The sequence below is a fragment of the Dethiosulfovibrio russensis genome, assembly GCF_021568855.1.
In the GTDB taxonomy this organism is placed as follows: Bacteria; Synergistota; Synergistia; order Synergistales; family Dethiosulfovibrionaceae; genus Dethiosulfovibrio; species Dethiosulfovibrio russensis.
Window position 1 is genome coordinate 94,328 of record NZ_JAKGUG010000006.1, and the last position, 26,874, is coordinate 121,201.

Genomic DNA, 26,874 nt, shown 5'->3' on the forward strand with positions numbered 1-26,874 from the left:
GGAGGTTTGGAGATATGACTGTTCGACACGAAGAATGGGAGCGTTTTAGAATCTATATCGGCGAGAGCGATTATCGAAACGGTCGCCCTCTGTATAGGTATCTTCTCGAGGAAGCTAGGCGAAGGGGTCTGGCAGGAGCCACCGTCTTCAAGGGGCTTGCTGGTTTCGGAGCTGGATCCAAAATTCACTTTGCCGAGGTTCTCCGTCTTTCCGAAGATCTTCCCATAGTAATAGATATAGTCGACACCCCGGAAAAATTGGATGATTTCGCATCCTTTTTGGACGAGGCTATGGATGGAGGAATGGTGTTACGGGAGTCGGTTCACGTGGATTTTTACCGTCCCTCTAGGGTTTGAAGAAAAATCACGGAGGGCCTGCGTTTTTGAGGTCTGTCAATTAATAAGCGTTCCTTTCTGTGACTCTCCATCTATGGGTAGAAGGGGTTTTCGGGGGAACCGGGATGAGTTTTCCGGTTCCCCCTCGAGTTATATATAATTCAAATTGAGAGATAGGTGATTTTTTTGATCGAGGTCGTCCTTTTTGACTTTGACATGACCCTGGTCGACAGCAGTCAGGGTATAACCGACTGTATGAACGCCGTGGCCGAAAATATGGGGCTCCCAAAGGTTACGAGGGAGCAGGTTTTGGGGATAATCGGCATTCCTCTGGCTAAGGGACTTCACTCCCTATGGGGGGAGTACGACGAAAATTGTCTCTCCGAATATCGTCGTATCTTCAGCGAGACGGAGTATGCGGGAATAGTGCCGTTCCCGGAAACGATTCCCGCCATCGAAAAACTCAGGGCTATGAACCTTAGGGTCGGGGTAGCCACCAACAGGCATGTCGCAGAGCCTGTGGTCAAGGCAGTGGGGCTCTTCGACCGTTTTGATCTCGTAATGGGGTTGGGCGATCTCTATCGTCCCAAACCGGAGCCCGACATGATCCTTGCGGCCATGAAAGAATTGGGAGGAAGCCCCGATGGGACCCTTTACGTCGGGGATACCGACATAGACATGAGAACCACAGTGGCCGCCGGTATGAAAGGAGTCGGCCTGGCCTCCGGGAATTTCTCCAGGGAAGATCTGGAGGCCGCCGGCGCATGGAGGACTTTGAACGGGATAGGCGATTTGCCTGAGCTATTAGAGGAGGAGGGACTGATATGTGTGGATCGGGATGCGACGATCTGATCCGGTGGTCTTCCTGGGGAGAAAAGGCCGTCCGGCGATCCAAGGAAGAGCATAAGCCGCTTTTTCTGTACATCGGATCTCCCACCTGTCGTCTCTGTAATATCGAATACAGGGAGAGCTTCGCTAACGACGAGGTGGCTAAGTTGCTCAACGAGGACTTCGTCCCGGTCAGGGTGGAGCGGGAAAGCTTCCCGATCTTGAGCGACAGCGCTATGTCGGTCAATCGAATAATGAACGGTTCCGGAGGGTGGCCTTTGAATCTATTCCTGACCCCCGATCTGAAGCCTTTTTTCGTATCTTCCTACATGCCTCTGAAAGGGACTCCGGATCGTCCCGGTTTTTTGGACTGTCTGCCAAGGATAAAGTGGCTTTGGCTAACCGAAAACGAAGCTCTGGTTCGGGCGTCCGAGGAGGTTTTGGAGTCTTTAAAAAAATCGACGGTAACCGGGACATCCGACATACCCGAGTCGACCTTGAAGGTCGCATCCGAGGAGTTGTTGAACGATCTGGACGAGCTTTGGGGCGGTTTTGGCCAGGGGGGCAAGTTTACCTCCGTCCAGGAGCTGCTGTTCTTGTCCGAATACGACCGTCGAACGGGATGTAAGAGATGCGACGAGGCTTTTCGTCTGTCCTTGGACGGTATGTCCATGGGGGCCATCAGAGATCATCTCGGAGGAGGCTTCCACAGCTGCACTCTCGACAGAGAATGGCGTAGACCCCGTTTTGAAAAGCTACTGGTGGACCAGGCCATGGCGGCCATGGCCTTCGCCGAGGGGTTCGACAGATATGGAAAGGTGTCCTACTGGAGGGGGGCCGACGAGACCTTGGCCTACACCCTTTTGAACCTTTATTCTCCGGGCAGGGGCTTTTTTGCATCTCAAAGCTACGAGACGGAAGACGGCGATATGGACTATTATCTCTGGACGTCCGACGAGATAGACTCCGCTCTGGGAGAAGACGCCGGGCTTTTCAAGAGGGCTTACGGCATAACGGACGAAGGGAACTACATCGAAGAGACCACCGGTAGTCCCTCCGGCAAGAACGTCCTTTTTTTGACCACACCTCTGGATCGACTGGCCGAGGATGAGGGGATGGAGGACGAACAGGACCTTGAGGACCTGTTGGCCAAGGGGAGGCAGGTCCTATCGTCTCTCAGGCGGGAACGGATGGAGCCCGAAAAGAACGGACGGATACTGTCGGACTGGAACGGCTTTTTTATCGCCGCTCTGGCTCGTTGCGGACGGGTCATGGACCGAAGAAATTACGTGGTTCTCGCGGAGAGAGAGTGTTCCAGGATATGGAGCGAGGGGGAACTATTTCATATAGGAGATATTCCTGCCACTCTGGACGACTATGCCGCGGTTATATGGGCTTTTCTGGAGACCTATAGGTCGACGGACAATATGGTCTGGAGGGAGAGGGCGAAAAAACTCTTAGTACGATGCGAGGAACTTTTCGGCCTTGAAGGAAGGGGATATATCCTCTCAGAAAATGCCGGAGAGGGGATCCTATTCTCCCGGTCTCACGGACGGGACGGTCTGTATCCCTCCGGCAACGCCGTTATGGCGAACAATCTGGTTACATTGTGGGAGTGTACCGAGGAAAAGAGCTATAGAGACAGGGCCGTCGAGGTGATAACTTCCTTCGGAGACGGGGTGAAACGGGTTCCCGGAGGTTATTCTCATCTTCTGACGGCACTGTCGAGGGTTCTGCCTTAGGATCGATTTTTATCGGAGTTTCTGCGTCTTACTGCGACGACGTATATTATCACCGTTACTGAACAGATCGATATCAATGCCAGGGAGATCTTATGCACATATTTGAGCGCTAGGTCTCCTTGGCTGCCCAGCCAGTAGCCGACCAGGGCCAGTATGACGACCCATATGCCGGCCCCTATGGCGGTGAACACGCAAAAAGGCAGAAGAGGCATCTTGGCCACCCCTGCAGGTAGGGATATGTATTGTCTGACTCCCGGGATCAGTCTGCCTATGAAGGTGCTTATGTGTCCGTGCCGATCGAAGAATTCTTCCGCTTTGTCCAGGCTCGATCGGGAGACGAGAAAGTAACGACCGTATCTCTCGAAGAACGACCGCCCGACCGTTATGGAGAGCCAGTAGTTGAATAGGGCTCCCAGCAGGCTTCCTGCTATTCCTGCGAGTATCACCAGCGATAGATGCATCTCACCCTGATGGGCCAGGTATCCCGCCGGAGGTATGACTACCTCGCTGGGAAACGGAAAGAACGAGGACTCCAGAAACATCAGAAAAATTATTCCGGGGTATCCCATGGATCCCACCGTCGAGACCAACCAAGTTATCATCTCGTGTAGCATATCCACTCTCTCCTCTTAATTAGGATAGTCTATCGATCCTGTTTGCCACGACGACGTCCACAAAGTCTTTCAACAAGAAGGGCGACTCCTCGAATCTCAACAGCCACCGTCCGTCGTACGATAGTTTTGCTATGCCTTCATCCATCGAGGACAGTGGGTAGAGCTGTTCGTAGATCCGTCTTCCCAGTTTTTTCGAAGATCTTATCGGTATGGTCTTGACCGATCGCCTCTGGCTGTTCAGACGGTCCTCCAAGTCCACGATCCTCCGCCTTTTCCTGACTGCCTTTGTCGTGGCTGACGATAGATTCTCGTCGGTTTCGACTACGAGCACGTAATGTCCCGGAGGCAGTTCATCCGCCCCGGTCAGGTCGTACACGATCAGGGATGTTCCTCTGTCCTCGTTTTCGTATCTCATCTTTTCCCAGGGTATCGGGAGTTCCACCGGGCTTTCCGATAGGGTCAGATCTGACCTCCAGGGTACGGAGAGAGCCACCACTTCGATGCGGTCTCTGGCGTGGTATATGGCGTCGGCGAATTTGGGATCGGTGTGGAAATCGGGTAGAAACCATTCGGGTTTTCTCGACTGGACGACGAAGATCACCGCGGCGTCGTAGCCCTCGGAAGAAAGATGTTCCAGTTCCTTCACGTGTCTGACCGCTCTCTCCGACGGCGCGTCGGGAAACATGGAGCCTCGTTTGCCGAAAAGGGTACAGGATTTTACCTCGAGAAGGGTCGGTCTTGAGTTTCCCTTGAGCAGGAAGTCGAATCTGCTTTTACCTACGGAAATCTCCCTCTTGATCGGTTTTTTTTCCCGAAAAGACGGGATCTCCCTGTTTTTCAACAGTTCTTCCACTAGGTCGTTGGCCTTATGGGTGTGCAGCAAGACCGGACCTTCGAGGGTATCCACCGCTATCGCCGTGTAGGCGGTCTTTCCGCCCCTGTTCTCGACGAGAAAAAGAGTTACCCCCGGGAAGAGAAGCTCCCACAGGCGTCCGGGATTGGGGAGGTGGCAATCGAAGATTTCGCCGTCGATGTCGCATTTAACGACGAAACGGTTGGATCGAACTATAAAGGTCCCTTTGATCTTGACTTCGTTTTTGAAGGGGTCGTATAAATTCATGGCGAGACTATAACACGCCGTCTTCCTTTTGTCTCGTGGCGTTCGGTTCTATGGGTTTTATGGTAAACTGTAGAAAATATGAGACGACCTGTGTGAATGGGGGTAGTGACTATGCGGGTTAACGAAAAGATCCTCACCGAGGTCGGAACCAACGAATGGCAGGTCGTGGTTTTTTACCTCGGCCAGCAGGCTTTTGCCATCAACGTCGACAAGACTCGGGAAATTTTAAGGTGGACCGGTTGCCGTCCCGTTCCGGACGCCAATCCAGCGATGATAGGGATCACCACTGTCAGAGGAGAGGTCCTCCCCCTGGTGGACCTGGGCAGATATCTCAAGATCGATACGGACGTCGAACTGGAGAACAGCAAGATCATAATAGCCGAATTCAACGAGATAAAGCTCGGTTTCGTCGTCGAGGGAGTGGAACGGATATATCGGATCAATTCCGACGAGCTGGATGCATCCCTTACCGGGACGTTTCTGGGAGAGAACTCCCTCTACGTCATAAAAAGGGACGATCGAAACATAATACTTCTCGATTACGAGAGGATAGTCCAGACGGTGAATCCCTCCTTGATGTCTCAATATCGTCTCGACGAGGTCAAGGCGGCCAAATTGACACTTGGGCTGGGGGACCTGGACCGTTACCGTATACTTGTAGCGGAGGATTCACCCCTTATCCGCAGACAGGTCATAGACGTATTGGCAGACGGCGGGTTTCACAACGTGGAGAGCGTCGGACACGGAAAGGCGGCCTGGGATCGGATCAGCGAGGAGGATCCAGGTCACTTCGATCTGTTGATATCCGACATCGAGATGCCCAAGATGGACGGCTTCGCCCTTACTCGACTGGTAAAGCAGGACGAGGAGCGGAGGGATATGCCTGTCGTGATATTCTCGTCCATAATGGCGGACGACATAAGACGAAAGGCCGCCAGCATCGGAGCTGAGGCTCAGATAACCAAGCCGGAGATCGGCGGCCTGGTTGAAAAGGTCTGCGAACTTCTCCTGGAACGAAGTTCCGGGAAGTCTTCAGACTGATATCGGTCGATTTCCGTGGCGGTCACGTCGGTGGCCGCCATTTTTGAATAGGACGAACTTCACAGAGGGGAGGGGACTAGGATGAATCGCCTACCTTATTGGGAAAACGACCTCGACTTCGAGGTGTCAGACCTGTTCCCCTACGATATGGATTGGCGTCCGGTCTCGGTGAACAGTTTTTACGGGGATAAAATGGTGGGGCTGGCTCAGGGTGCCCTGGCCTTGGGGAGCGAGTTCCTCTACGTCAGTGGTCTGGGTTCCGGGATAGCCGGTACCATGACCTGGGACGGAGATCCTGAGGGGATGGCCGGATTTTCCCTGGGTTTTACCTTGATGTTCGGATATTCTCCGGCGATGGAGGATGTAGTCTACGGTGTATTGGAGGAGGGGGAGGAAAGCGGCGACAGTGCCCTTATAGCCGGTGTGACAGAGTGTGTTTTCAGGAGCTCCTCCATGCCTAGAGGGACCAGAAAGATAATAATGATGGCCACTCCTCTGCCCCTGAAAGATGAAGCCGGTTTTATCGATGATCTGTTGTTTGCTATGGGGCGTCACTGCTCCGTCGATCATTTAATTCCCTACTATGCGGAGAAATTCGGATTCAGACGCTCCTCGGTGCCCTACGAAACCGACGATGTGATGGACCTCCGAATCGCTACGGTACTGCATTCCTTCGAGATGAGCGAGACGAGAAACGTCGTAGGCCCCCCTCCGGATGTATCCATGCCTCCTATATTCGATTTTCGTCTGGCTTTAGGATGATCTCTTTGGATAATTTACGTAGTCGTGTTACAATATGAGTTCCTGTAGGTGTTAGGTATCGGAGAGAGGGGATGTTATGCGTCCCCTCTCTCTTGTCGTGGTGCTTTTCGTTTTGTCTCAAAAAGTCTATGAGCCATTGAGATCGGACTTTTTTGATGTAAGATGATACTAGACGTCAGGCTCTCGAGGTTTGATAAAAAGCAGGGGGAGTAGTGGATATATGGCTGGGTCAAAGAGTAAATCGCCTAAAAAGATGAAAATTTCCCGTGACGACCTTAAGATGTACATGGAGCGTATCCGACAGCTCATAATGCAGGGTCGTAAGAACGGTTATGTCACTCAGAAGGATATCGAGAAGTTCATACCGATAGAGTTCTGGAGTACAGAGGTGCTGGAGAACGTCTTCGATAACCTTATGGAGTTAGGGATAGAGGTTATAGAGGACGGAGATCCCAGGCTGAAGTCCGATAAATCGGCGGCTGCCTCCTCCGACGAGGAGCACGTCTATGTCGACGAACTGGGCAAACTTGACGATATCCCTCTGACCGATCCCGTGAGAATGTATCTCCGGGAGATCGGTAAGGTAGACCTTCTTGATGCCTCCGAAGAGGTGGAGCTCGCCAAGAGGGTGGAGGATGGAGATCAGGTAGCCAAACAGAAGATAATAGACGCCAACCTACGTCTGGTGGTCAGCATAGCTAAAAAATACATAGGCCGAGGGATGTTGTTTTTGGATTTGATCCAGGAGGGAAACCTAGGGCTTATAAGGGCGGTAGAGAAGTTCGACTACCGTAAGGGCTTTAAGTTCAGCACATACGCTACATGGTGGATACGTCAGGCTATCACCAGGGCCATAGCGGACCAGGCCAGGACCATCAGGATACCGGTCCACATGGTTGAGACGATAAACAAGATGGTTAGGGTCTCCCGGCAGTTAGTCCAGAGGATGGGGAGAGAGCCTACCGACGAGGAAATATCCGAGGCCATGGAGATAGAGTCCACCAAGGTCGAGGAAATCCGTAGAATCGCCCAGTTGCCCGTCTCTTTGGAGACCCCGATCGGCGAGGAAGAGGACAGCCAGTTAGGCGATTTCATAGAGGATCGAGATATGCCGAGCCCGGAAGACGCCGCGTCCTGCAATCTTCTCCACGAGCAGATCGAGGATATGCTGGATGCCCTCTCCGACAGGGAGAGGGAAGTTCTGCGATATCGTTTCGGTCTGGAGGACGGCAGATCCTACACCTTGGAAGAGGTCGGGCGTCGTTTCGGCGTCACTCGAGAGCGTATTCGTCAGATAGAGGCCAAGGCTCTCAGAAAGCTTCGTCATCCCAGCAGGAGCAAGAAGCTCAGGGATTTTCTCGAATGATAAAAAGGTCGGAGGCTCGTCTATTTAGACGGTTCTCCGACCTTTTTAATTTATAGGGATATTCCGGTCTAGGCGGGGAGGGCTCCTTCCTCCAGCCTTTTGTTTCTGAAGTACAGTGCTGTGTCGGCCGTTACCATGGCAGTGTTGAGCAAATAGAGAGACAGAACCGGCCACGATATCTCAGGTTCGATGAGACTTTTAACTATCCCAGCGGCGTATCCCACCAATATTATCAGCATGAAGGACAGGCTTTTTCCCTTGGTGCTTTTGGACGTCACGCTTTTCCATATAGAGGCGGGCCAGGCCATGCCGAAACATATCAACATTATTCCCTCGCATATCTTTATCCACATAAACGGCATCCTCCTCCTGGACCTACACACAGAGAGACCACCTCTAAAAGAGGTGGCCTCCCGTAAAAGCAGTCTCTATCTTAGAGGCTGATTGCATCCACCGGGCAGGCGGATACGCAGGCTCCGCACTCGACGCACTTGCCTTCTTCGACGACGGCCTTGCCGTCGTTCATCTCGATAGCCTCTACGGGGCAGGTGCCCACACAGCTCTCACAACCTACGCAGGTTTCTTTATCTACTTTCGCTGCCATGAAAATTCCCTCCTCCATGTTTATTGAACTCCCACCAAACTATACAATACATGGAGGGGTTATAGCAACCCCCCCCTTTTGATATTCTCTTTCAATACTATTCTTGAAATATGTGTGGAGGGTATTCTGGCTTGGGATCTCGGGATATCAGCTCTCGAATGGCTTCTTTAGGGGATAGCCCCTCGTAAAGAACCTGGTATACCGATTCTGATATTGGAAGCTCTACCTTGAGCTTCTTGCCTAGCTCTACTGCAGCCTTGACCGTGTATGCCCCTTCCGCCACCTGTCCTAGAGTTTCGATGGCCTCTTCCAGGGATAACCCTTCTCCCAAGGCCATACCGAGACGGAAGTTTCTCGAATGTCGACTGTATGCCGTCACCATGAGGTCTCCTATTCCCGCCAGACCAGCCAAGGTTATCGGGTGAGATCCCATGGCAACGGCCAATCTCATTATCTCGGCCAAGCCCCTACTGACCAGGGCCGCCGTGGCGTTGTCTCCCATCTCCATTCTATGGGCTAGCCCGGAAGCTATGGCTATGACGTTTTTAAGCGCTCCTCCGGTCTCGACGCCGCATACGTCCTCGCTGGAGTATATCCGGAAAGTTTCTCCGGTCAGGATGTCCTGCCATAAAGAGGTCTCTTCCTGATGGTCGGAGGCCACGACGACCGCGGTAGGCAGCCCCTTTACCACCTCTTCCGCGTGGCTAGGGCCGGACAATACGGTGTATTTACACTTAGGCGTCAGTTCCTGGACGATCTGGCTGACCCTTTTTAGTGTATTTATCTCTATTCCCTTGGCTACGTTACAGATGGATATCTCGTCCATATCGTTCTCGATAGATCTTAGTTTCGAGAGCAACGATCTGGATGCCTGGGTCGGAACCGCCATTATCCACATATTGGAGTGTTTCATTGCCGACACGAGATCGCTTGTAGGTGTTATATTTGGTGGTAGATCTACGTCTGGAAGATACCGATCGTTTTTGCCGGATTTCGATATGAGTTCGGCCTGTTTTTCGTCTCTACACCATAGAACGACCGAATGTCCTTTGTTTGCAGCCACCTTCGCTAGAGCGGTTCCCCAGCTTCCGGATCCCATGACGGTTATATTCACTGGTTTCGGGCGTCGGCTTTCATCTCTCATAAGTCGCCCTCCTTTCGTCGAACATCCTCATGCTACTTGACTGAATGCTGGTCGATACTAATATACTACAAGGACGTGGATTGCACATTTTTGGAGGCTAGAGAACATGGATCAGAACTCGATCAATCGAATCGACCGTATCTTTACCGACGTGACCGATATTCTCTCGGAAGGTATGGACGAGTTGACCCAGATTCGAATGGAGGAGTACGAGGCCTATTTGGCCTTCCGTAAGGAATTCGGATCGGTTCAAAAGCAGGTGGAGGAAGTGGTCGAGGCCTGTGAAAACTGTGGCCAAGAGTGCAGAAAAGCTCGAAAAGAGCTTGTGGTAGCTGCTAAGGGGAACCTGGAGAAAGACGAGAAAGAGGTCTATTTTCGGGTTGAGCACTTGATGAAGCTTCACGGTAGTCTGGAGGAGAGGGAGAGAAATCTCCGCGCTATGAGAGACCACCTGGCCAGGGAGATACGACACAAGGAAGCCATGCTGAAGAGGACGGAGGAACTGGGATCCCGTTTTCGAATGGCAATGGAGATCATCGATAGCGGTAAGAAGGTCGAGACCCCGGAACAGCACGGAGTCCTGGCTGCGGCTATCGCCATGGCGGAGAGGGAGAGCGCCCATATGGCCAGGGACCTCCACGACGGGCCGGCTCAAAAGTTTGCCGATGCTGTAATGATCAGCGAGCTGGTGGAACGTTATATATCCGAGGGGGCCTACGACGATGCCATTAAGGAAATCTCCAGCCTAAAGGACGCTATCTTCGAGTCGGATAGAGACGTTAGGGCCGTTTTGCATCAGCTGACCCCTCCTGGACTCGATCAGGGCTTGGATGTAGCCATAGGAGGATTGACAGAGAGGCTTTCGGATAGGCATGGAGTCGAGATAGATGTCTCGGTGGAGGGTATGGGGTGGAAGATCCCCCTTTACATGAGGGCCAACATATTCAAGATACTCTACCAGGGGATGATAAACGCCATCAGAAACGGCAAGGCGTCTAGTATATCACTTCGAATTTCGGTGGGAGAAGAGTGCTTAAGGGCGCAGCTTTCCGACGACGGAATAGGGTTCGACGTTGAGAAGGCTAGGCTGGAGGCGGATAGGAGGGGGTCCTACGGTTTGAGGAGCATGAACGAAAGGGCAGAGTTGGCAGGAGGATCTTTGTCTATAGAGAGCTCTCCCGGACGTGGAACCGTCGTAAGGTTGACGATTCCTCTCAAAGGAGGTGAAGATCTGTGACGTCGATGACTCATAAGGCGTCGGCTTTGGATTTCTTAGCTCGTTCCACCGTCAACGTGGACGACGGAGCCTGCCATCCCGTCGCCCCCGACGCGTCTTTTACCGTGGACGTAAGGCATCAGGAGGACGGAACTAGGCAATTTGTTTTGTTCGTGTTGGACGACCTGGGAAGGATGCAGCATAGGTTAAGGTTAAATGAGGGGTCCGTTGGGGAGCTTATAAAATTGCTTGATGAGACCTTGAGGGATAAATGAAGAAGGGGAGGGCATATGCCCTCCCCTTCAGTCTAAGCTGTTTTCTTTGACGCTTTTTTCCTCTCGTTCATGTCGAGGATGGCTTTTCTGATTCGAATTTCCTTCGGCGTAGCCTCCACCAGCTCGTCGTCTCCGATCCATTCGAGAGCCTTATCCAAGGTGACCGATCTGGGCACGTCGAGTTTTATGCCCATGTCCTTGGTGGCCGAACGGTGGTTGGAGGTCTGTTTTTTCTTGGTCGGGTTGCACGGTATGTCCCCCGGTCTGGAATTCTCCCCTACGACCTGTCCGTTGTATACTTCCGTTCCTGGTGCGATGAAGAGAGTTCCTCTTTCCTGGAGGTTCTCCAACTGGTATCCCGTCGCTGAGCCGGTGTCCATGCTGACCATCGACCCCCTGTTCCTGGAGGTTATGTCTCCCTTCCAGTGACCGTATCCCACGAACCTGGAGGCCATTATCCCAAGGCCTCTGGTATCGGTGAGGAACTCACCTCTGTAGCCGATCAGCCCCCTGGTGGGGATGTCGAAAGTCATCTTGACGACTCCTGTGTCCAAAACGGCCATATCGGTAAGGTCGGCCTTTCTCTGGGCCAGTTTCTCTATGACGACTCCCTGATAGGATTCAGGAACCTCTATCACCAATTGTTCCAGCGGCTCCAGTCTATGCCCCAGGTCGTCCTTTTTGGTTATGACCTCCGGCCTGGATACGCAGAGCTCCGATCCTTCCCGGATCATCTCCTCTATCAGAATGGCCAGTTGTAACTCGCCTCTGCCGGATACCTTGACTCCGTCCGGTCTCCCTAGGTCCTCTACCCTGAGGGCCACGTTGCTGTGGGTCTCCCTCTCAAGTCTCGCCTTGAGCTGTCTCAAGGTCAAAGGTGATCCGTCTCTTCCGGCGAAGGGGCCGTTGTTGACCAGGAAAAACATGGATACGGTAGGTTCCTCTATCATCAAAGGAGGAAAGGGAGGTTGCTTCGAGGCGGGAGAAGCGAAGGTGTCTCCTATGTCGATTCCCTTTGGCCCCGTTATCCATACGATATCTCCTGCACAGGCCTGTTCGACCTCTACCCTGTCGAGTCCTCTCGTCACCCATATATGGGATGCCTTTTCCTGAGAGGATCCCAACACGTCCCAACCCTCGGAGGTCTCGGACGGATGTCTCCATTTTGTCTTGGTCTGGAGGAACGGTTCTCCCTGTTTTATTATCCCCGAGGTTATCTTTCCACAGCCTATCTGGCCTACATAGTCGTTCCAGCCCAGGGTGCTTATCTGCATACGGAAAGGCTCGTCAAGTTTGGCCTCAGGGGCCTTGACGCTTTCCACTATGGTCTCGAAGAGGGGGTTCATCTCGTCCCTCTCGTCATCCAGGTCCTTCACCAGCCAACCGTCCAGCCCAGATCCGTACAGCACGGGAAACTCGAGTTGGTGCTCGTTTGCTCCAAGCTCGATGAACAGGTCGATGGTCTTATCGAGGGCCTGGTCGGGGACAGCTCTGGGACGGTCGACTTTGTTGATGACCACGATGGGGTTCAATCCCAGACTTAGAGCTCTGGATAGAACGTAACGGGTCTGTGGCATGGGCCCCTCGTTGGCGTCCACCAATAGAAGGACCGAGTCGACCATGGAAAGGACCCTCTCTACCTCGCCGGAGAAATCGGCGTGTCCCGGGGTGTCCACTATGTTGATAAGATAGTCGGCCCATTCGACGGTACAGTGTTTCGAGGTTATGGTTATGCCTCTTTCTCTCTCAAGCTCTCCGCTGTCCATAACCCTTTCCTCGATCCTGGCGTTTTCACGGAAGACCCTGGTAGCTCGGAATATAGAATCGATCAACGTGGTCTTCCCATGATCGATATGGGCTATTATTGCTACGTTACGTATTTTTTCTACCGCATGCACTTATACCACTCCTATGTAGGATCTTAGTTTTCTTGAGATCCCAAAAAAGTGATGATACACCCAACTTCCCCGTTTCACAAGTGTCGTGGAAGCTATCGGTCGTACAATGTATAATATGGTCGAGAATCGAATTGGAGGCTCAGTTTTATGATAGTCGTCAGTTCCTGTCTTTTGGGTATACCCTGTAGATACGACGGATCAGGGTTTCGTCGCCCAGACATAATGGAAATTCTGGAGGGACGAGATGTTCTGCCTCTCTGTCCCGAGCAGCTCGGTGGGCTTCCTACCCCAAGGACTCCCTGCGAGATAGTAAACGGTGTGGTGATGGGTAAGGACGGTATCGATCGTACCGGATATTTCCGTAGGGGAGCAGCACTGGCACTCGAGGAGATGTCGAAATTCAACGTTACAGTGGCCTTGCTCAAGGAGAAGAGCCCTTCCTGCGGTTCCTCTCTGGTCTACGACGGGTCTTTTTCCGGAAGGGTTATAAAGGGACGAGGGATCTTCTCTTCCGCCCTTATGGATATGGGGGTGACGGTTTTTTCCGAGGAGAACCTGGAGGGCTTTATCTCTTTCCTGATTTAGAATTTAGAGATAAGTATATTCGGTGGTGGAGAAAGGTGATGTTTTATGGGGAATCAAGGCAGCGGAGGGATACTTTGCTCCCAGGATCTGGACGATAATGTCTCCCTTCAGATTTGGAGAGGAGAGGGAGCTCCCCGTCTTGGAATATACAACAAGACAAAAGAGAGGATGAAGCCGGTTCGTTTTTCATGGTTGGAGGATCCATCTAGAGTCTTGAAAATGCAGCATGGTCGTGGGCAATCCACTGAGTACGATATGGACTCCATATGTAAGATCGTCAGGGGACTTCTTGAGTCCATGTCGAGGGATCTGACATTTCGCTCTATGTGTCTGAGGACCGCCGTCCTGCTTCAGGATATGGCCATAGTCCCGAAGGTCGTAATGGATAAAAAGGATTTTGCCCTGCTGCCGGAGACAAAAAGACGGTCTCTTTGGCTGACCGATCTGTCCGATGGGAAGAACAACGGGGCTTTCCTTCCCTGTTTCGACGTGACCGACGAGGAGTCCGAGCTGTTTCTCAAAAACGGAGATGAGCTCTATCTGGATTTGCCCAAGGGAGCGGACATAAGAGATATAAGATCCACTTCCATAGTCTCGAAGCTCACGGCGGTGGATCCGGTCCGTTGGTATATGCCTTTTCAGATAGGGGCGATGGGAGTTCTGATGGGATTTTCCGCTGTCGGCGGGGAAAGCATAGATTTTGCCGACTCTCTATGGAGGGGATACGACAAGAAATCCTTTTTGCGAAAGGTCGACGATCTGGAGGGTCAGGCCAAGGTACAGGCCTCCAAGATGGCTATGGCCCTGGTGTCCTTGGTTCGTCACTGGCCCTATCTTCAAGCCTTGGAATACAGGGAACATTACGATTCCGAGGGAGATCTTAAGGAACGCGGCTATTCCAGAAAGAGACGATTCGATATACCTCAGGGGCAGTTAGGGGATATCTCCTACGTCGTGACGGTCTACGATAACGGAGAGGGCCATATAGCTATCGGTTGTAAGGGCAACGGCAGGACCTCCCTTCACGATGGGGATATGATATTCGAGATGCCCGACCACGTATACGGCAGGAGCATGGCCTCCGATGCCTGTGGCAGTTCCCCCGATGAGACCTATTCCATTGTCAGTCTGATAAGGGCCTGGCGGACCTACGTTTGGTGTCGAAGGGTAAAGGCGCTTTCTGAACCGGCTTTGATGGGATATCGTTAGGAGGTTGCAGATGAGGGAGGTCAGAATCGGTACCTGTTCATGGGCGGACAGACAGCTTCTATCCAGCGGTTGGTATCCTTCGGAGGCCAAAGACGGTGAGAGAAGGTTAGGTTTTTACTCGTCTCGTTTCAACACCGTAGAGGTAGACAGCACCTTTTATGCTATACCGGACATAACCGACGTGTACCGATGGGCGTCCTGGACCCCTCCTGACTTTCTGTTCGGCATAAAGGCCTACGGGCTTTTCACCTTCCACTCGGTCCAATGGAGCGCCTTGCCCAGATGGGTGAGGGACGAGGTCGGAGACAGAGACAGCCGGGTGGATTTCAAAAGGGTTCCCAGAACGATACGTCTTGAGCTGTGGCGCCAGTTCTCCGACTCCATAATGCCACTTCACAAGATAGGCAAGTTGGGGTACGTTTTGTTTCAGATCCCCCCTTGGGCTGTTTTTTCTGAAAGGATGATACGTTATCTGGATCGGGTCGTGGAGGAGGCCCATCCCTTCAGGATAGCCTTCGAGGTTCGAAACGGGAGCTGGCTTTCCGGCGACAACAAGGCGGTTTTTCTCGATCGTCTCAGGGCCCACGATGTCGCCTACGTAGTTGTGGATGAGCCCCGGCTTTCCTGGACAGTGCCTCCGGAGGTTAACGTAACGGCTTCCTGGGGATCTGTAGTCAGATTTCATGGCAGAAACGAGGCTGCTTGGGAGCGAAGGGGTATCTCGGTGGGAGAGCGGTTTCGATATCTCTATTCTCAAAAAGAGCTCAGGCCGTGGCGCGAGAGGATAAGCGAGATGTCCTCCAGTGTGGACAGGACCTTCGTGATGTTCAACAACTGTTGGTCCGACTATTCCGTCCGTAGCGCCGCCTCCATGCAGGCGATCATGGGACTGTCCCATCCCGTCGGATTACAGGCAGAGCTGGACCTATAGCGGGGAAGTTTCCTCCAGGGCCGTAAAATAAGCTTTTTCTGTTTTTTCGAAGACCGATTCCCATGTGTAGTTTTTCAGTTTTTCCAGGGGTATGGACGGATATTCTCCGCTCAGAGCTCTTCCAATCTGTCTCTCTATGGCTAACGCCATGTCGGATAGCGATTCCTGGTCAGGGTTCCACACGGTGTCGGGCGATACTTTCATAGGCACGGTCTCCAGGGTAGAGGGTGCGATTCCCTCCGCCATTTCCAGAACTCCCGGCAGGGCTGTGGCGACGACTCTACATCCGCAGGCCAGGGCCTCCAGCAGTACCAGGGGCAGACCCTCGTGAAGGGACGGCAGGACGAATAAGTGGGATTTTCCCATCAAAGCAGCCATTTTAGACGGGGGTACTTGCCCCACCAGTTGGACCTTGGAGCCAAGGGCCTTGATCATATCGACGCACCTTTTGCCGTCCTGCCCCGTTCCCTTTCCCGCAACGACAAGCCTCCAGGGGAGGTGAACTTTTCCGAGAGATCGAGCCAGCCAGGGTATCCCCTTTTCCGACGAGATTTTTCCGCCGTAGAGAAGGGTAACGGGAGGAACTTCCGGTTTTTCCTGCGGAGTGAATAGGTCGGAGCGGTATCCTCCTCCAACGATCGATATTCGCTCGGAGGTGATGCCGTATATATCCCGTATTTCATCCTTTTGAGGTGAGCTCAGCGACAGAACCCTGTTCAATTTAGAACAACCTTCAAGGACCTCCCCCTTGAAACGCGGGAGGTTTCTCATCTGTCTCAGATCGCTTCCGTGGCTGGTGGCGACTACAGGAATTTCCGGAAAAAGAAGCCTTGTCATGGACGTCAACAGCCATAGATGGTGGCAGTGTATCAGGTCCGGGGCGAACGTTTTTACGCTGTGGATCAGAGCTTCTCGGAAGACCTCTTCGTAAAGCTCCATCTGTCTATCCGTAAGATCTCCAAATCTACTGTGTTCATAGGGCATGACATCGCTCATGCCGGGTATCGGAAACGGAAGTCGTCTTGATTCGAAAGGTACGACGACTTGATTTTTCTCCTCGATGTAGGGAAGATCTTTCCCTCCCAGATTCCATCGATCGATTCCTGCCGACAGGAGAAAGCATCGATGTCCTTTTTTTGCACTTTCGGCCAAAAGAGCCTGAACGTAATGTCCGCTTCCGGTGTATTCCGGTAGTTGCGATAACACGTGAAGAATTTTGAGATTCTTTCTCATAGAGCCTCCTGCCAGTCGGGCCGCCCGTAAAAACGGGCGGCCCGGTTTACTCCTTGAGGACTAACCTTTTTAGAGATTTCCTCTAACTATTTTTCGATAGGTCGTTGCCGGTCGATTCGTCAAAGGTGATTCTGTCTTTGAACTCCTCTTTTTTACCTTTGTTCCACTGGGATACCGGGGAGAGAAAACCCACGACCCGCGAATAGACCTCGCATCTCGTCTTGCCTTTTTCCATTTGTTTCACGTCCTTTCCTGTGCCTTTTTCAGATTCTGCATACCGCTTTCTCCACGTATCGTCCGATTATGTCGGAGTATCTATCGAGCTCTTCCTCGGTGCATCTTCTTTTGTCCCTGTATTCGGGGTCTAGGATCGTTCCTACAGGCCTGAAATACTGTAAATAGTGAATTTTTGCTCCCCTTACCATTCGGCCAATCCCTTCCGCCGAGCTCTCGTCGTGTAACCCCGGAACGAAGGTCGTTCTGAACTCATAATCTAGAGCTTTTTTCATGATTATCTCTATGCTGCGGACTATCGCATCCTCGAACCCTCCGACGCCCGCCACGGTGGCGTAGTCCTCCAGAGGAGCTTTTACGTCCATTGCGACGTAGTCGACCAGTTTTTCGTCCAACAGGGGCTCTAGGCGATCTGGCAGACTGCCGTTAGTGTCCAATTTTATCAAGATCCCCATCTTCCTGACCTCCGATATAAATCGGGGCAGATCTTCGTGGACTGTCGGTTCTCCGCCGGAGATAACCAGGCCGTCTATGATTTTTCTTCTGCGTCTCAGGAAGTCGAATATATCTTTCTCGTCCAGCCCGTCCCCTTGGTCGAGAAGGGCTCCGTTATGACACCATGGGCAGGCAAAGGTACAGCCTACGGTGAATATCATAGAGGCTATCCGTCCGGGATAGTCGATCAGTGTGGTTTTCCTTATACCTCCGATTATCAAGACAAAATCACTTCTTCTTTCTCTCTTTCGGCCTCGGCTTCAGCTGCACAGAGGGGGCAAAACTCGTGTTCTCCCGCTATATAGCCGTGTATCGGACAGACGCTGAAGGTCGGCGTGACGGTGAAATAGGGTAGTCTGTAGTTCTCGGCGATCTTACGTACAAGTTTTTTCGCTCCATCTCCGTTCGGGAGTCTCTCTCCCAGGAATCCGTGGAATACGGTTCCCCCGGTGTAGACGGTCTGGAGCTCGTCCTGGAGGTCCAGGGCGTCGAATATGTCGTCCGTGGCGTTTACCGGTAGTTGGGACGAGTTCGTGTAGTAAGGATCGGCTCCTGCCAAGGTCGACTGGTGATTGGCGCATTTTATCCTGCTTCCGAACAGGTCTCTGTCTGCCTTGGCAAATCGATAGGTCACCCCTTCCGCCGGGGTCGCCTCCAGGTTGTACAGAGACTCTTTATCTGCTTGATAATCGGCCATTCTGTCCTTCATGGCGTTCATTATTCTCCTCGAACATTCGATCGCTTCACTGTCGGTGAGGTCCTTCCCAAGGAAGTTCAGCATGGCCTCGTTCATCCCGTTGAGCCCTACGGTGTTGAAGTGGTTGTTCCAGTATTTCCCCGAGTCCTCCTTTACCGTTCTGAGATAGAACTTGGAGTAGGGGTACAGGTTGGATTCGGTGAGGCTTTCCAGCACCTTCCTCTTTATCTCCAGACTCTCCCTGGCCGAGTTCATCAGGTCGTATACCCGCTTCGTGAAGTCGTCTTCGTCCTTTGCCAGGTAGCCTATTCTGGCCATGTTCAACGTGACCACCCCTATGGATCCCGTCATGGGGTTGGAGCCGAAGAGACCACCTCCCCTTTTGCGAAGCTCTCTGTTGTCCAGTCTGAGTCTGCAACACATCGACCTGGCGTCGTCGGGACTCATGTCCGAGTTTATGAAGTTTGAGAAGTAGGGAATGCCGTACTTGGCGGTCATCTCCCATATCGGCTCCAGCGTTTCGTTGTCCCAGTCGAACTCGGTGGTTATGTTATAGGTGGGTATGGGGAAGGTGAATACCTTACCCCTGGCGTCGCCGTCCAGCATTACATCGGCGAAGGCCCGGTTTATCATGTCCATCTCCCTCTGAAAATCCCCCAGTTTTCTGTCGCAGAGACGTCCTCCTATTATAGCGGGGAGGTCCCTCAAGGAGCTTGGAGGAGTGAGGTCCATGGTTATGTTGGTAAAAGGCGTCTGGAACCCTACTCTGGTGGGAACGTTGAGGTTGAAGACGAATTCCTGCAACGCTTGCCTCACGTCTTTGTAGGACAGTCCGTCGGCCTGTACGAACGGGGCTAGGTAGGTGTCGAAGTTGGAGAAAGCCTGAGCTCCTGCGGCCTCACCCTGTAAGGTGTAGAAGAAATTGACTATCTGTCCTAGAGCGCTCCTGAAATGTTTGGGAGGGCGGCTCCCTATCTTGGTGCTCACTCCGGTGAATCCGTTTATCAGAAGGTCCTGTAGATCCCATCCGCAACAGTATACCGATAGGTTGCTCAGGTCGTGAATGTGGAAATCTCCCGATACGTGATGTTCCCTTATGGAGGGCGGGTAGATCTCGTTGAGCCAGTACTGGGCGGTGATCTCCGAGGCTATATAGTTGTTGAGTCCCTGGAGGGAGTAGCTCATGTTGCTGTTCTCGTTCACTTTCCAGTCCAGTTTATGCAGGTACTGGCCGACCATTTCTACTGCTCCCCCCAGAAGCTGTCTGGTATCTCTCAATCTGGAGTGCTGTTGTCTGTAGAGAATGTAGGCCTTGGCTATATCAGCGTGTCCCTTTTCTATGAGGATCTTCTCGACCAGGTCCTGCACCTGTTCTACCGAAGGAGATCCTTCATGGTTGAAGAATATGTCCAGGTACGACTCGGCCTGTCGGGTCACCGCCTCTCCGATTTTCTGGTCATGTATGTTGACGGCTGCAGCGGCCTTCATGACGGCCTTGCGGATCCGATCTTTCTCGAAAGGGACCTCTCTGCCGTCTCTTTTGCGAATGTACCCGACCATTTACTCACGTCCTTTTCTTCTTTTATCTTGTCCTCATCCTCGCCGATTCGAGCGGAGACAGAGAGCCATTATACCAGAGGCTCCCTCCAGGATAAAGCCGGAGACTCACTATATAAGTGGTCTCCGGCTTTAGGATACTCTGTATAAGGGGTTTGTGCCATGGGTCTTTATGCTCATTGCGTTTTTGGATTTTTATTTCATGGTAGGAAGCATGGCCGCTATTATGAGAAAAGCGATCCCTACCAGCAGGTCTAGGACTCCCTTCAGAGGACGTCCGGAACGGTACCATCTGGATCCCATCCTTATCATGAAAATACCGCACAACATCAATATTATCGGTGCCACCCAGTGGGCGAAAAACATCGATTCACCTCCTTTTTCAGGCGGCTAAGGAGAGGATCGCTCCTCTGTAGATAGACAACAATGGGTTGGTGTAGGCCTTAAGTGCGTCCCTCTTGGCCATTTCCCTCCCCACTTTCATGCTCTTGGAGTAAGCCTCTTCATGGGGATTATCCGTCTCATCTTCTTTTTCGACGGGGCGAAGTTCGGAGGATTCGAATTCTCCATAGGTTGCCTCTTCGTATATCTCCGTAGACGGAGGTTCCTCCGAGGCCGTGTTTAGAGCTTCCATGAGGTGTCTTGGTGGATTCAGAGATATGTCCGCGCCCACTACGTATCTGTTGCCCTCCGAATCTGCCATATATCGCCGGGACACTGAGGATATGTATCCGTTTCCCTGGATCCTCAGAGAGCTCTCCATGGAGCTTATCTTGTCCTCTATCCGGTGGAGGATCTCTTTCTTCTCCTGATTATCGTAGGCTTTGTTGGATTTGTCATCTCGGTCTCTGCGGTCCAACCTTCCCACTCTTCTGACGTCGTTTAACGGATATGCGGATGGGACAGTGGGATTCGAAACTTGATCCAGGGTCACGGTCATCACCTCCGATATGGTATAAAACAATTGTAGGCTTTATCTCAGGCCATGTACAGTTTTGTATTCGAAAGGCGGTGAGCGATATAAGAAGTTTTTCTATAGCCGATACGCCGTCCCTGATGGTGGATATCGAGGTCATGGAGGGAAATTTAGATGACATGCAGAGGAAAGCCGATTCCTTCGGCGTCAAGTTGAGACCTCACGTCAAGACTCATAGGTCTGTGGCTCTGGCAAAGATGCAGATCGAAAGAGGGGCTTCGGGGATAACTGTGGCGAAGCTTACGGAGGCGGATGTGATGGCCGAAGGAGGTGTGGACGATATCTTTGTGGCCAACGAGATAGTGGGGAATATCAAGCTGGAGCGACTGGCTGAAATTCGGAGAAAGGTCCGTAGAATGGCCGTGGCGGTGGATCACATGGATCATATATCGATACTGAACGGCAGGTTCAAAGACCCCGACCGTCCATTGGAGGTCCTGCTGGACGTAAATACGGGTGATCCCAGAACAGGAGTTGAGCCAGGACCTGAGGCCTTGGACTTGGCGAGATCCGTGTGGGAGAGCCCAGGCCTCTCTCTCAGGGGTATATATACCCATGACGGTCAGAGCTACGATGTGGAAGGGTGGGAAGGGATAATAGAGGTCAACCGGAACAGCCAGCAGGCCGTGATCGATCTGGCCAAGACCATCAAGGATCATGGGATCTCCTGCGAGGAGGTCAGCGTCGGATCCACTCCCTCGTTGCTGCTGGGGGAGATACTGCCCGGGGTGACGGAGATAAGGCCCGGAACCTATATATTTATGGACGCCGATCAGGCCAACGTCTTGGGATCCTACGATCGCTGTGCTCTCTCGGTATTCGCCACCGTGATAAGTCGTCCAACCAGGGATCGAGTGGTTCTGGATGCGGGTACGAAGGCCCTGACCTATTATGTCCAAGATAAGGGAATATGCAGGACTCCGGGACATGGAGTGTTGAAAAGGTATCCCTCGATCCACCTGAACAGGAAGTCCGACGAACACAGCTCATTCGATATACCCTCCGATATGGACGTCGATTTCCACATAGGGGAAAGACTGGAGATAATACCTAATCACGCCTGTCCCACGGTCAATCTCTACGATTCCATCTACGGTGTCAAGGGTGGCGAGGTCGTCGCCCTGTGGCCGGTTTCATGCAGGGGGTGTTCCAGATGAAGGCGATGAAAATTTCTTTGATGGCGGTCTTTTTGGTGGCAATTCTCTTTATGTCCTCGTCGGCGGAGGCTCTGTCCTTCAGCATGTCTACGAAGGTAAGGGATTTCCTCTCCGCCATGGATGGCGATCTTTATCTTCGATGGGGGACATACAGAGGTTTCTGATGCGAGGTTCCATCCGTCCTGGTTCAGGACGTCGAGCCTCTCTACAATCGGGATCGTTACGAGCCGATCGAGGATATGGGTGTGACCCTGTGGATCGATCGAGAGATGAAATTCCAAGACGACGTGGTCGTATTGGAGATGCAGGAATACAAGGGCGTAGTCGTGGTGTTGTGCTCCTCAGTTTCGGAGCAGTGAGCAGAAGGAGGTTTTTTCTATGAAGGTCGATTGCGTGGATGTCCCGAAGGGAAGGGTGGTAGAGGTGTCTGGAAGATTGGATACCCTTACCGCACCCGGTTTCGAGAGTTCCGCCTTGGCCCTGTTGGGCGATGGTATCGGGGCCATGGTCATAGATCTGTCGGAGTTGGAGTATATCAGCAGTGCCGGACTCCGTAGCATCCTTGCTGTAGCTAAAAAAGCCTCAACGGATGGGACCACCGTGTCCCTCTGTGCCATGAAGGGAGTGGTCGAGGAGGTCTTCTCTATATCCGGTTTCGACAGTTTTCTACCGGTATATTCCACCAGAGACGAAGCTTTAGAGGCCATGTGATGGAATGGCGAGAGCGTCGTTTTGCCGCTGAGGCGGGCAGTCTGGAGGACATAAGGGCGTTCGTTCTGCCCTGTCTTGCCGACATACCGAAGAAGCGGAAAATGCACGTAGAGCTGGCGTTGGAGGAGACGGTCGTCAACATCTGTTCCTATGCTTACGAGGTTCCGCCGGGGGAGCTTATTGTCAGGATATCGGACGAAGGAGACCGTTATTTTCTGGAGTTCGAGGATCGAGGGGTTCCCTTCGATCCTCTCTCTTCCGGCGATCCAGACGTAAGTGCTCCTATGGAGGAAAGGGGGCAGGGAGGGCTTGGCATACTGTTGATTCGCAGGGTGATGGACGAGGCCCACTATAGCCGGGAAAACGGCGTCAATAGACTCAGATTGGTAGTTAAAAAGACATGATGCTGCGTATCCTTTCGTCCTTTTTCTGCCTGATCCTTCTGCCCTCGCTATGTTGGGGCAGCGAATTCTTCATGACCGGAGTAAGACTCGATCTTCAATGGTACCCTCAGTCCCAGTTCGCGGGGTATTACGTGGCCTACGAGAAGGGGATGTACCTCCGAAGAGGGCTGAACGTCTTCGTCTACAGAGGAGGTCCGGACAGAGACCCCATGGAGGCGTTGAGGCGCAGAGAGGCCGATTTTGTGACAGCCTTTCTCACCGGTGCCATGGTCTATCGGGAAGGGGGGCTTCCTCTCGTCAATTTGGCACAGGTGGTCAACGAGGGCAATCTACTGCTCGTGGCCCAAAAGAAAGACGGCATCTCCGAGATCTTCGATCTGGATGAAAAGAGGATAAGCATGTGGGGAGACCACTTTTCCGGCGCCTACAGGGGATTTTTCACCGCTCACTGCATATCTCCCGAGATAGTTCCTCAGTTCTATTCGATAGACCTGTTCCTCCGGGGAGGGGTCGTCGCCTGTTCCGCCATGAGCTACAACGAATACGGCAAGATCCTTCAGGCCGGATATCGCCAGGAGGACCTGACGGTCATATCCTTAAAAGACGAGGGATTCGGATTCCCCGAGGACGGCATATACTGTCTCGAGTCCACCTTGAAGGATCATCCTACCGTCTGTCGTGATTTTGTAAGGGCCTCTTTGGAGGGGTGGAGATACGCCGCGGAACATCCGGAGGAAGCTGTGGATATAGTGATGAAATATGCGAAAAGAGCCAAGGTCCCGGTTAACAGGGTTCATATGAGGCGGATGCTGGATGCGATCCTGCCGTCCATAGTGCCTGATTCGTCCGACCTTTGGTCCTTCGGCCGACTGTCCATGTCCGATTACCTTGACACGGCTTTCATGATGGAGGAGAGAGGCCTTATCGGAGAGGTTGTCCCTTTCGAAGATTTCGTGAAGACGGTGTTCGAAGATGAAGATTAAGGGGAGTATCGCCTCTAGGCTGATCCTTTCGACCCTTATAGGGGCGGGATGCGTGCTGTTGGCGATAGTCGGCTATGGTTTCGTCCATGCTAGGTCTACGTTGAAACAGGAGATTATCTCCAGGGTGGAGGGACTCGCTGAGGGAACTTCATTTAAAGTAGGTCGGATTCCTCTGGTGGTCGAAACGGTGGGGCGGGATCTGGCCGTCGGTCTTTCTCTTTCCGACCTGTCAGAAGACGACGTATACTCGATATTGGAAGGGACCTTGAGGGTACACCCCGAGGTATCGGGGGTATGTCTTGCATTTTTCCCTCAGTTGAAGAACTCTCGATTGAGGAATTGGGCCCCATTCGCCTACAGGGACGACGGTGGTATCCACAGAAAAAACCTGGGAGGAAACGGTTACGATAGGGAAATCTGGGATTGGTATCAATTGCCTAAAGAACTTGGGCGTCCGGTATGGACCGAGCCCTATTTCGGTGTCGGTGGTAGCGATAGGTTGCTGATATCCTACTGTATTCCCCTCTACGATTCCGACGGTTCCTTTATGGCCTCTCTGGCCTGCGATGTCTCACTGGACTGGCTCACGGATACGATGACCGGACTTCGGTCCTATGACGACGGATACGCTTTTCTGATCACCTCTGCAGGGACGGTGGTCTCTCATCCCGACAGGGATCTCATCATGAACGAGACTATCTTCAGCATCGCCGATGCCGAAGATAGTGATCGACTTTGGAATATCGGAGACAGCATGAGAAAGGGTGAGTATGGGCTTGTCGAAATGGTGGATTTTACCACTGGAGAGCCCAGCTGGATTGCCTATCGTCCAGTCGGCGATATGGGGTGGTCCATCGGGATAGTCTTTCCCCGTAGGGCCCTCATCGAACCCCTTCACGACCTAAGTAAGTCGCAGCTTATGCTGGGACTTGTCGGTTTAGCGTTGTTGTTCATTGTATCCTTCGTTATCGCAAGGTCGATAACCGGTCCTATAAAAAGCCTGAGCGTCGCCACGAAACTGACCGCATCGGGCGATCTCGAGTCGTATCTGCCATCCGTGACCGGAGACGATGAGGTTGCTCAGCTGGCCCGGTCCTTCGCCTCCATGAGGGAGGATCTTCTCGCCTATGTTGAGGAGCTTCAGGAGACTACCGCCGCCAGGGAAAAGATGGAGAGCGAGCTGAACATCGCCCATTCGATTCAGTTGAGCCTTGTTCCCAGGACCTTTCCGCCCTTTCCCGAAATGGAGGAATTCGACCTTTATGCCCTTTTGGACCCTGCTAAGGAGGTCGGAGGGGATTTCTACGATTTCTTCATGGTCGATCCCGGACACATATTGATAACGGTAGGGGACGTTTCTGGGAAAGGTGTTCCTGCAGCTCTTTTCATGGCGGTGACGAGGACCTTTATAAGGGCCTTCGCCAAGGAGGGGTTGGGGCCCGGAGCCATTTTATCGAGGTTGAACGACGAGATATCTGTGGACAACGAGTCCTGTATGTTCGTCACTGTTTTCTGTGCGGTTATAGACCTGGAAAACGGGGATTTTCTATACGCTTCCGGCGGTCACAACCCTCCATTTCTTCTAGGTGACGGATCCGTGGGCTTCCTTCCTAAGGTCAAAGGACCTCTGGTAGGGCCAATGTCTGGAATGGTCTTCCAAGAGGGGAGGTCCAAAATCGAGGCTGGAGAGACGCTTTTTCTGTACACAGACGGTCTTACCGAGGCGATGGACGGATACGGAAGGCTTCTGGGGGAGGAGAAGTCGATCCTATGGTTGGAGGAGATGGACGGCATCTCCAGCAAGGATATGGTCCTGGCCATGAGGGACAGAACAGCATCGTTCGTCGATGGAGCAGAACAGTCGGACGACATAACCTTGCTGGCCTTTCGTTTCAGAGGTCCGAGCCGTCGGGGAAACTAGGCATGGACAGGATCACCATGTCGTGGTCCGGATGTTGACGTCCCGCTCTCGATCTTTCGGGGATAGAAGTCTCCAGCTCCTTCAGTTTCCAGTTCGATTCCGGCGAGATATTTACATAGCCTATGTGGTCTATGGTGCATTGCAGGTCGTCGTAGCTGTGGCCTTCCTCGAGCTTTAACGTGGGGAACGGTGCCGGGGTCGGTTCGGTCGTGTTGAAATCTCCCAATATAAAGAGGGGATCGTCGTGTCCTTCCGATAGGACACCCAGACTGAGTATCTGAGCCTGACGTATGCCGTTGTTTGTCGCTACCGCTTCGAGCCTATTTTCATTTCCCCTGGTGCCGAGGCTCTGGAGGTGGACGTTTATGGCGGAGAAGGTAGTCCCGGTGGTTATCTCCTCGAAGGTCCCCTCGAGAGGAGGTCTCTGGAATAGTTTATGTATGCTTCCCTTCCAATTTATCCTCTCGTCGACCATGCGTGGTCGGGGAGTTTTTATCGATCTTATTTTGTCCGTTTTCCATATAAAATACAGATCCTGTTTGCCTTGCGTATCGTTTCCTCCGTAGCTCCATCCCGGCAGATCCTCGGAGACGAAGGTCCTCATCGTCTCGTCTCCCTCTATCTCCTGGAGCGCCACTATCTCCGCTCCGGATGCCTCTATTTTTTGGGCCAACAGGGATCGTTCCGATCGGGAATAACCCCTTGGGCCGGAGATTGAAAAGTACTCCATGTTGAATGTCGCTATCGTAAGACTCCAAGATGGTTCGGCTAGGATAAGAAGAGCCATGATCCCGAGCGTTATCGCCATCGTTCCGTTTCTTTTCAAACCGTCTTTC

Annotated in this window: 30 protein-coding genes; 17 read left to right on the plus strand and 13 right to left on the minus strand. The window is 52.5% G+C overall.

Annotation, left to right across the window (positions count from 1 at the left end; all coding sequences use genetic code 11):
* The first annotated feature begins 14 nt into the window (after positions 1 to 14).
* The 3 genes from L2W48_RS08335 (at position 15) to L2W48_RS08345 (ending at position 2,905) form a co-directional block, all read left to right on the plus strand.
* The gene (locus L2W48_RS08335; protein ID WP_236099698.1) at positions 15 to 356 is read left to right on the plus strand and encodes a DUF190 domain-containing protein; all 342 of its coding nucleotides are present in this window, start codon (positions 15 to 17) and stop codon (positions 354 to 356) included.
* A gap of 156 nt (positions 357 to 512) precedes the next feature.
* The gene (locus tag L2W48_RS08340) at positions 513 to 1,187 is read left to right on the plus strand and encodes an HAD family hydrolase (protein WP_329606902.1); all 675 of its coding nucleotides are present in this window, start codon (positions 513 to 515) and stop codon (positions 1,185 to 1,187) included.
* Positions 1,160 to 2,905 (plus strand): thioredoxin domain-containing protein, encoded by a 1,746-nt coding sequence (locus L2W48_RS08345; protein ID WP_236099696.1) that lies wholly within the window; start codon positions 1,160 to 1,162, stop codon positions 2,903 to 2,905. Before L2W48_RS08340 ends, L2W48_RS08345 begins: the two co-directional genes overlap by 28 nt.
* Here the strand turns inward: L2W48_RS08345 and L2W48_RS08350 are convergent.
* Together L2W48_RS08350 and sfsA are read right to left on the minus strand one after the other, a co-directional pair.
* The gene (locus L2W48_RS08350; protein ID WP_236099695.1) at positions 2,902 to 3,519 is read right to left on the minus strand and encodes a DedA family protein; all 618 of its coding nucleotides are present in this window, start codon (positions 3,517 to 3,519) and stop codon (positions 2,902 to 2,904) included. The genes L2W48_RS08345 and L2W48_RS08350 overlap by 4 nt on opposite strands.
* A gap of 19 nt (positions 3,520 to 3,538) precedes the next feature.
* Positions 3,539 to 4,639 (minus strand): DNA/RNA nuclease SfsA, encoded by a 1,101-nt coding sequence (sfsA, locus tag L2W48_RS08355; RefSeq protein ID WP_236099694.1) that lies wholly within the window; start codon positions 4,637 to 4,639, stop codon positions 3,539 to 3,541.
* A 111-nt stretch (positions 4,640 to 4,750) separates the two neighbouring features.
* On the opposite strand from sfsA, the gene L2W48_RS08360 reads away from it, so the two are divergent.
* The 3 genes from L2W48_RS08360 (at position 4,751) to rpoD (ending at position 7,808) form a co-directional block, all read left to right on the plus strand.
* Entirely contained in the window at positions 4,751 to 5,680 is a 930-nt protein-coding gene (locus L2W48_RS08360; RefSeq protein ID WP_236099693.1) for a chemotaxis protein CheV, read from the plus strand.
* Between the two features lie 81 nt (positions 5,681 to 5,761).
* On the plus strand, positions 5,762 to 6,442 hold the full coding sequence (locus L2W48_RS08365) for a hypothetical protein (RefSeq protein ID WP_236099692.1): 681 nt from the start codon (positions 5,762 to 5,764) through the stop codon (positions 6,440 to 6,442).
* A gap of 220 nt (positions 6,443 to 6,662) precedes the next feature.
* On the plus strand, positions 6,663 to 7,808 hold the full coding sequence (rpoD, locus tag L2W48_RS08370) for an RNA polymerase sigma factor RpoD (protein WP_236114912.1): 1,146 nt from the start codon (positions 6,663 to 6,665) through the stop codon (positions 7,806 to 7,808).
* Between the two features lie 68 nt (positions 7,809 to 7,876).
* Here the strand turns inward: rpoD and L2W48_RS08375 are convergent, their stop codons facing one another.
* The 3 genes from L2W48_RS08375 to L2W48_RS08385 form a co-directional block, all read right to left on the minus strand.
* On the minus strand, positions 7,877 to 8,161 hold the full coding sequence (locus tag L2W48_RS08375; protein ID WP_236099690.1) for a hypothetical protein: 285 nt from the start codon (positions 8,159 to 8,161) through the stop codon (positions 7,877 to 7,879).
* A gap of 80 nt (positions 8,162 to 8,241) precedes the next feature.
* Positions 8,242 to 8,412: a 4Fe-4S binding protein gene (locus tag L2W48_RS08380; RefSeq protein ID WP_236099689.1), complete on the minus strand. Its 171-nt coding sequence runs from the start codon at positions 8,410 to 8,412 to the stop codon at positions 8,242 to 8,244.
* 97 nt (positions 8,413 to 8,509) lie between these two features.
* Positions 8,510 to 9,556, minus strand: a complete 1,047-nt coding sequence (locus L2W48_RS08385; protein ID WP_236099688.1) for an NAD(P)H-dependent glycerol-3-phosphate dehydrogenase — start codon at positions 9,554 to 9,556, stop codon at positions 8,510 to 8,512.
* Between the two features lie 106 nt (positions 9,557 to 9,662).
* Between L2W48_RS08385 and L2W48_RS08390 the strand changes: the two genes are divergently transcribed.
* Positions 9,663 to 10,793 carry a sensor histidine kinase gene (locus L2W48_RS08390; protein WP_236099687.1) on the plus strand — a complete coding sequence of 377 codons (1,131 nt, stop codon included), beginning with the start codon at positions 9,663 to 9,665 and terminating at the stop codon, positions 10,791 to 10,793.
* Positions 10,790 to 11,047 carry a hypothetical protein gene (locus L2W48_RS08395; RefSeq protein ID WP_236099686.1) on the plus strand — a complete coding sequence of 86 codons (258 nt, stop codon included), beginning with the start codon at positions 10,790 to 10,792 and terminating at the stop codon, positions 11,045 to 11,047. Before L2W48_RS08390 ends, L2W48_RS08395 begins: the two co-directional genes overlap by 4 nt.
* A gap of 32 nt (positions 11,048 to 11,079) precedes the next feature.
* On the opposite strand, the gene typA is transcribed toward L2W48_RS08395, so the two are convergent.
* On the minus strand, positions 11,080 to 12,945 hold the full coding sequence (typA, locus tag L2W48_RS08400) for a translational GTPase TypA (RefSeq protein WP_236099685.1): 1,866 nt from the start codon (positions 12,943 to 12,945) through the stop codon (positions 11,080 to 11,082).
* Positions 12,946 to 13,092: 147 nt separating this feature from the next.
* On the opposite strand from typA, the gene L2W48_RS08405 reads away from it, so the two are divergent.
* From L2W48_RS08405 to L2W48_RS08415, 3 genes are read left to right on the plus strand one after another with little or no spacing between them, the layout of a single operon-like run.
* Positions 13,093 to 13,530, plus strand: coding sequence for a 2-thiouracil desulfurase family protein (locus L2W48_RS08405; protein WP_236099684.1), 438 nt, complete (start codon positions 13,093 to 13,095; stop codon positions 13,528 to 13,530).
* 45 nt (positions 13,531 to 13,575) lie between these two features.
* Positions 13,576 to 14,739 carry a hypothetical protein gene (locus L2W48_RS08410; RefSeq protein ID WP_236099683.1) on the plus strand — a complete coding sequence of 388 codons (1,164 nt, stop codon included), beginning with the start codon at positions 13,576 to 13,578 and terminating at the stop codon, positions 14,737 to 14,739.
* A gap of 10 nt (positions 14,740 to 14,749) precedes the next feature.
* Complete coding sequence (locus tag L2W48_RS08415) at positions 14,750 to 15,670, plus strand: DUF72 domain-containing protein (RefSeq protein WP_236099682.1); 921 nt, start codon at positions 14,750 to 14,752, stop codon at positions 15,668 to 15,670.
* Here the strand turns inward: L2W48_RS08415 and L2W48_RS08420 are convergent.
* The 6 genes from L2W48_RS08420 to L2W48_RS08445 all read right to left on the minus strand — a co-directional run bounded on the left by L2W48_RS08420 (position 15,665) and on the right by L2W48_RS08445 (position 20,820).
* Complete coding sequence (locus tag L2W48_RS08420; protein WP_236099681.1) at positions 15,665 to 16,903, minus strand: glycosyltransferase family 4 protein; 1,239 nt, start codon at positions 16,901 to 16,903, stop codon at positions 15,665 to 15,667. The two genes, L2W48_RS08415 and L2W48_RS08420, sit on opposite strands and share 6 nt — an antisense overlap.
* A gap of 82 nt (positions 16,904 to 16,985) precedes the next feature.
* Positions 16,986 to 17,138, minus strand: coding sequence for an anaerobic ribonucleoside-triphosphate reductase (gene nrdD, locus L2W48_RS08425; RefSeq protein ID WP_236099680.1), 153 nt, complete (start codon positions 17,136 to 17,138; stop codon positions 16,986 to 16,988).
* A gap of 28 nt (positions 17,139 to 17,166) precedes the next feature.
* A complete protein-coding gene (locus tag L2W48_RS08430; protein WP_236099679.1) occupies positions 17,167 to 17,853 on the minus strand; it encodes an anaerobic ribonucleoside-triphosphate reductase activating protein in 687 nt (228 codons plus the stop codon).
* Positions 17,850 to 19,889 (minus strand): ribonucleoside triphosphate reductase, encoded by a 2,040-nt coding sequence (locus tag L2W48_RS08435; protein WP_236099678.1) that lies wholly within the window; start codon positions 19,887 to 19,889, stop codon positions 17,850 to 17,852. The genes L2W48_RS08430 and L2W48_RS08435 overlap by 4 nt, the downstream gene beginning before the upstream one ends.
* 192 nt (positions 19,890 to 20,081) lie before the next feature.
* Positions 20,082 to 20,252 carry a hypothetical protein gene (locus L2W48_RS08440; RefSeq protein WP_236099677.1) on the minus strand — a complete coding sequence of 57 codons (171 nt, stop codon included), beginning with the start codon at positions 20,250 to 20,252 and terminating at the stop codon, positions 20,082 to 20,084.
* Between the two features lie 16 nt (positions 20,253 to 20,268).
* Positions 20,269 to 20,820, minus strand: a complete 552-nt coding sequence (locus tag L2W48_RS08445; RefSeq protein ID WP_236099676.1) for a hypothetical protein — start codon at positions 20,818 to 20,820, stop codon at positions 20,269 to 20,271.
* Between the two features lie 77 nt (positions 20,821 to 20,897).
* On the opposite strand from L2W48_RS08445, the gene L2W48_RS08450 reads away from it, so the two are divergent.
* The 6 genes from L2W48_RS08450 (at position 20,898) to L2W48_RS08475 (ending at position 26,038) form a co-directional block, all read left to right on the plus strand.
* Entirely contained in the window at positions 20,898 to 22,019 is a 1,122-nt protein-coding gene (locus tag L2W48_RS08450; protein ID WP_236099675.1) for an alanine racemase, read from the plus strand.
* The gene (locus tag L2W48_RS08455; protein WP_236099674.1) at positions 22,016 to 22,183 is read left to right on the plus strand and encodes a hypothetical protein; all 168 of its coding nucleotides are present in this window, start codon (positions 22,016 to 22,018) and stop codon (positions 22,181 to 22,183) included. The genes L2W48_RS08450 and L2W48_RS08455 overlap by 4 nt, the downstream gene beginning before the upstream one ends.
* A 214-nt stretch (positions 22,184 to 22,397) precedes the next feature.
* On the plus strand, positions 22,398 to 22,730 hold the full coding sequence (locus L2W48_RS08460) for an STAS domain-containing protein (RefSeq protein WP_236099673.1): 333 nt from the start codon (positions 22,398 to 22,400) through the stop codon (positions 22,728 to 22,730).
* A complete protein-coding gene (locus L2W48_RS08465) occupies positions 22,730 to 23,134 on the plus strand; it encodes an ATP-binding protein (RefSeq protein ID WP_236099672.1) in 405 nt (134 codons plus the stop codon). Before L2W48_RS08460 ends, L2W48_RS08465 begins: the two co-directional genes overlap by 1 nt.
* The gene (locus tag L2W48_RS08470; RefSeq protein WP_236099671.1) at positions 23,131 to 24,117 is read left to right on the plus strand and encodes an ABC transporter substrate-binding protein; all 987 of its coding nucleotides are present in this window, start codon (positions 23,131 to 23,133) and stop codon (positions 24,115 to 24,117) included. Before L2W48_RS08465 ends, L2W48_RS08470 begins: the two co-directional genes overlap by 4 nt.
* The gene (locus L2W48_RS08475; RefSeq protein WP_236099670.1) at positions 24,107 to 26,038 is read left to right on the plus strand and encodes a SpoIIE family protein phosphatase; all 1,932 of its coding nucleotides are present in this window, start codon (positions 24,107 to 24,109) and stop codon (positions 26,036 to 26,038) included. The genes L2W48_RS08470 and L2W48_RS08475 overlap by 11 nt, the downstream gene beginning before the upstream one ends.
* Here the strand turns inward: L2W48_RS08475 and L2W48_RS08480 are convergent.
* Entirely contained in the window at positions 26,010 to 26,846 is an 837-nt protein-coding gene (locus tag L2W48_RS08480) for an endonuclease/exonuclease/phosphatase family protein (RefSeq protein WP_236099669.1), read from the minus strand. The genes L2W48_RS08475 and L2W48_RS08480 overlap by 29 nt on opposite strands.
* Positions 26,847 to 26,874: the final 28 nt, after the last annotated feature.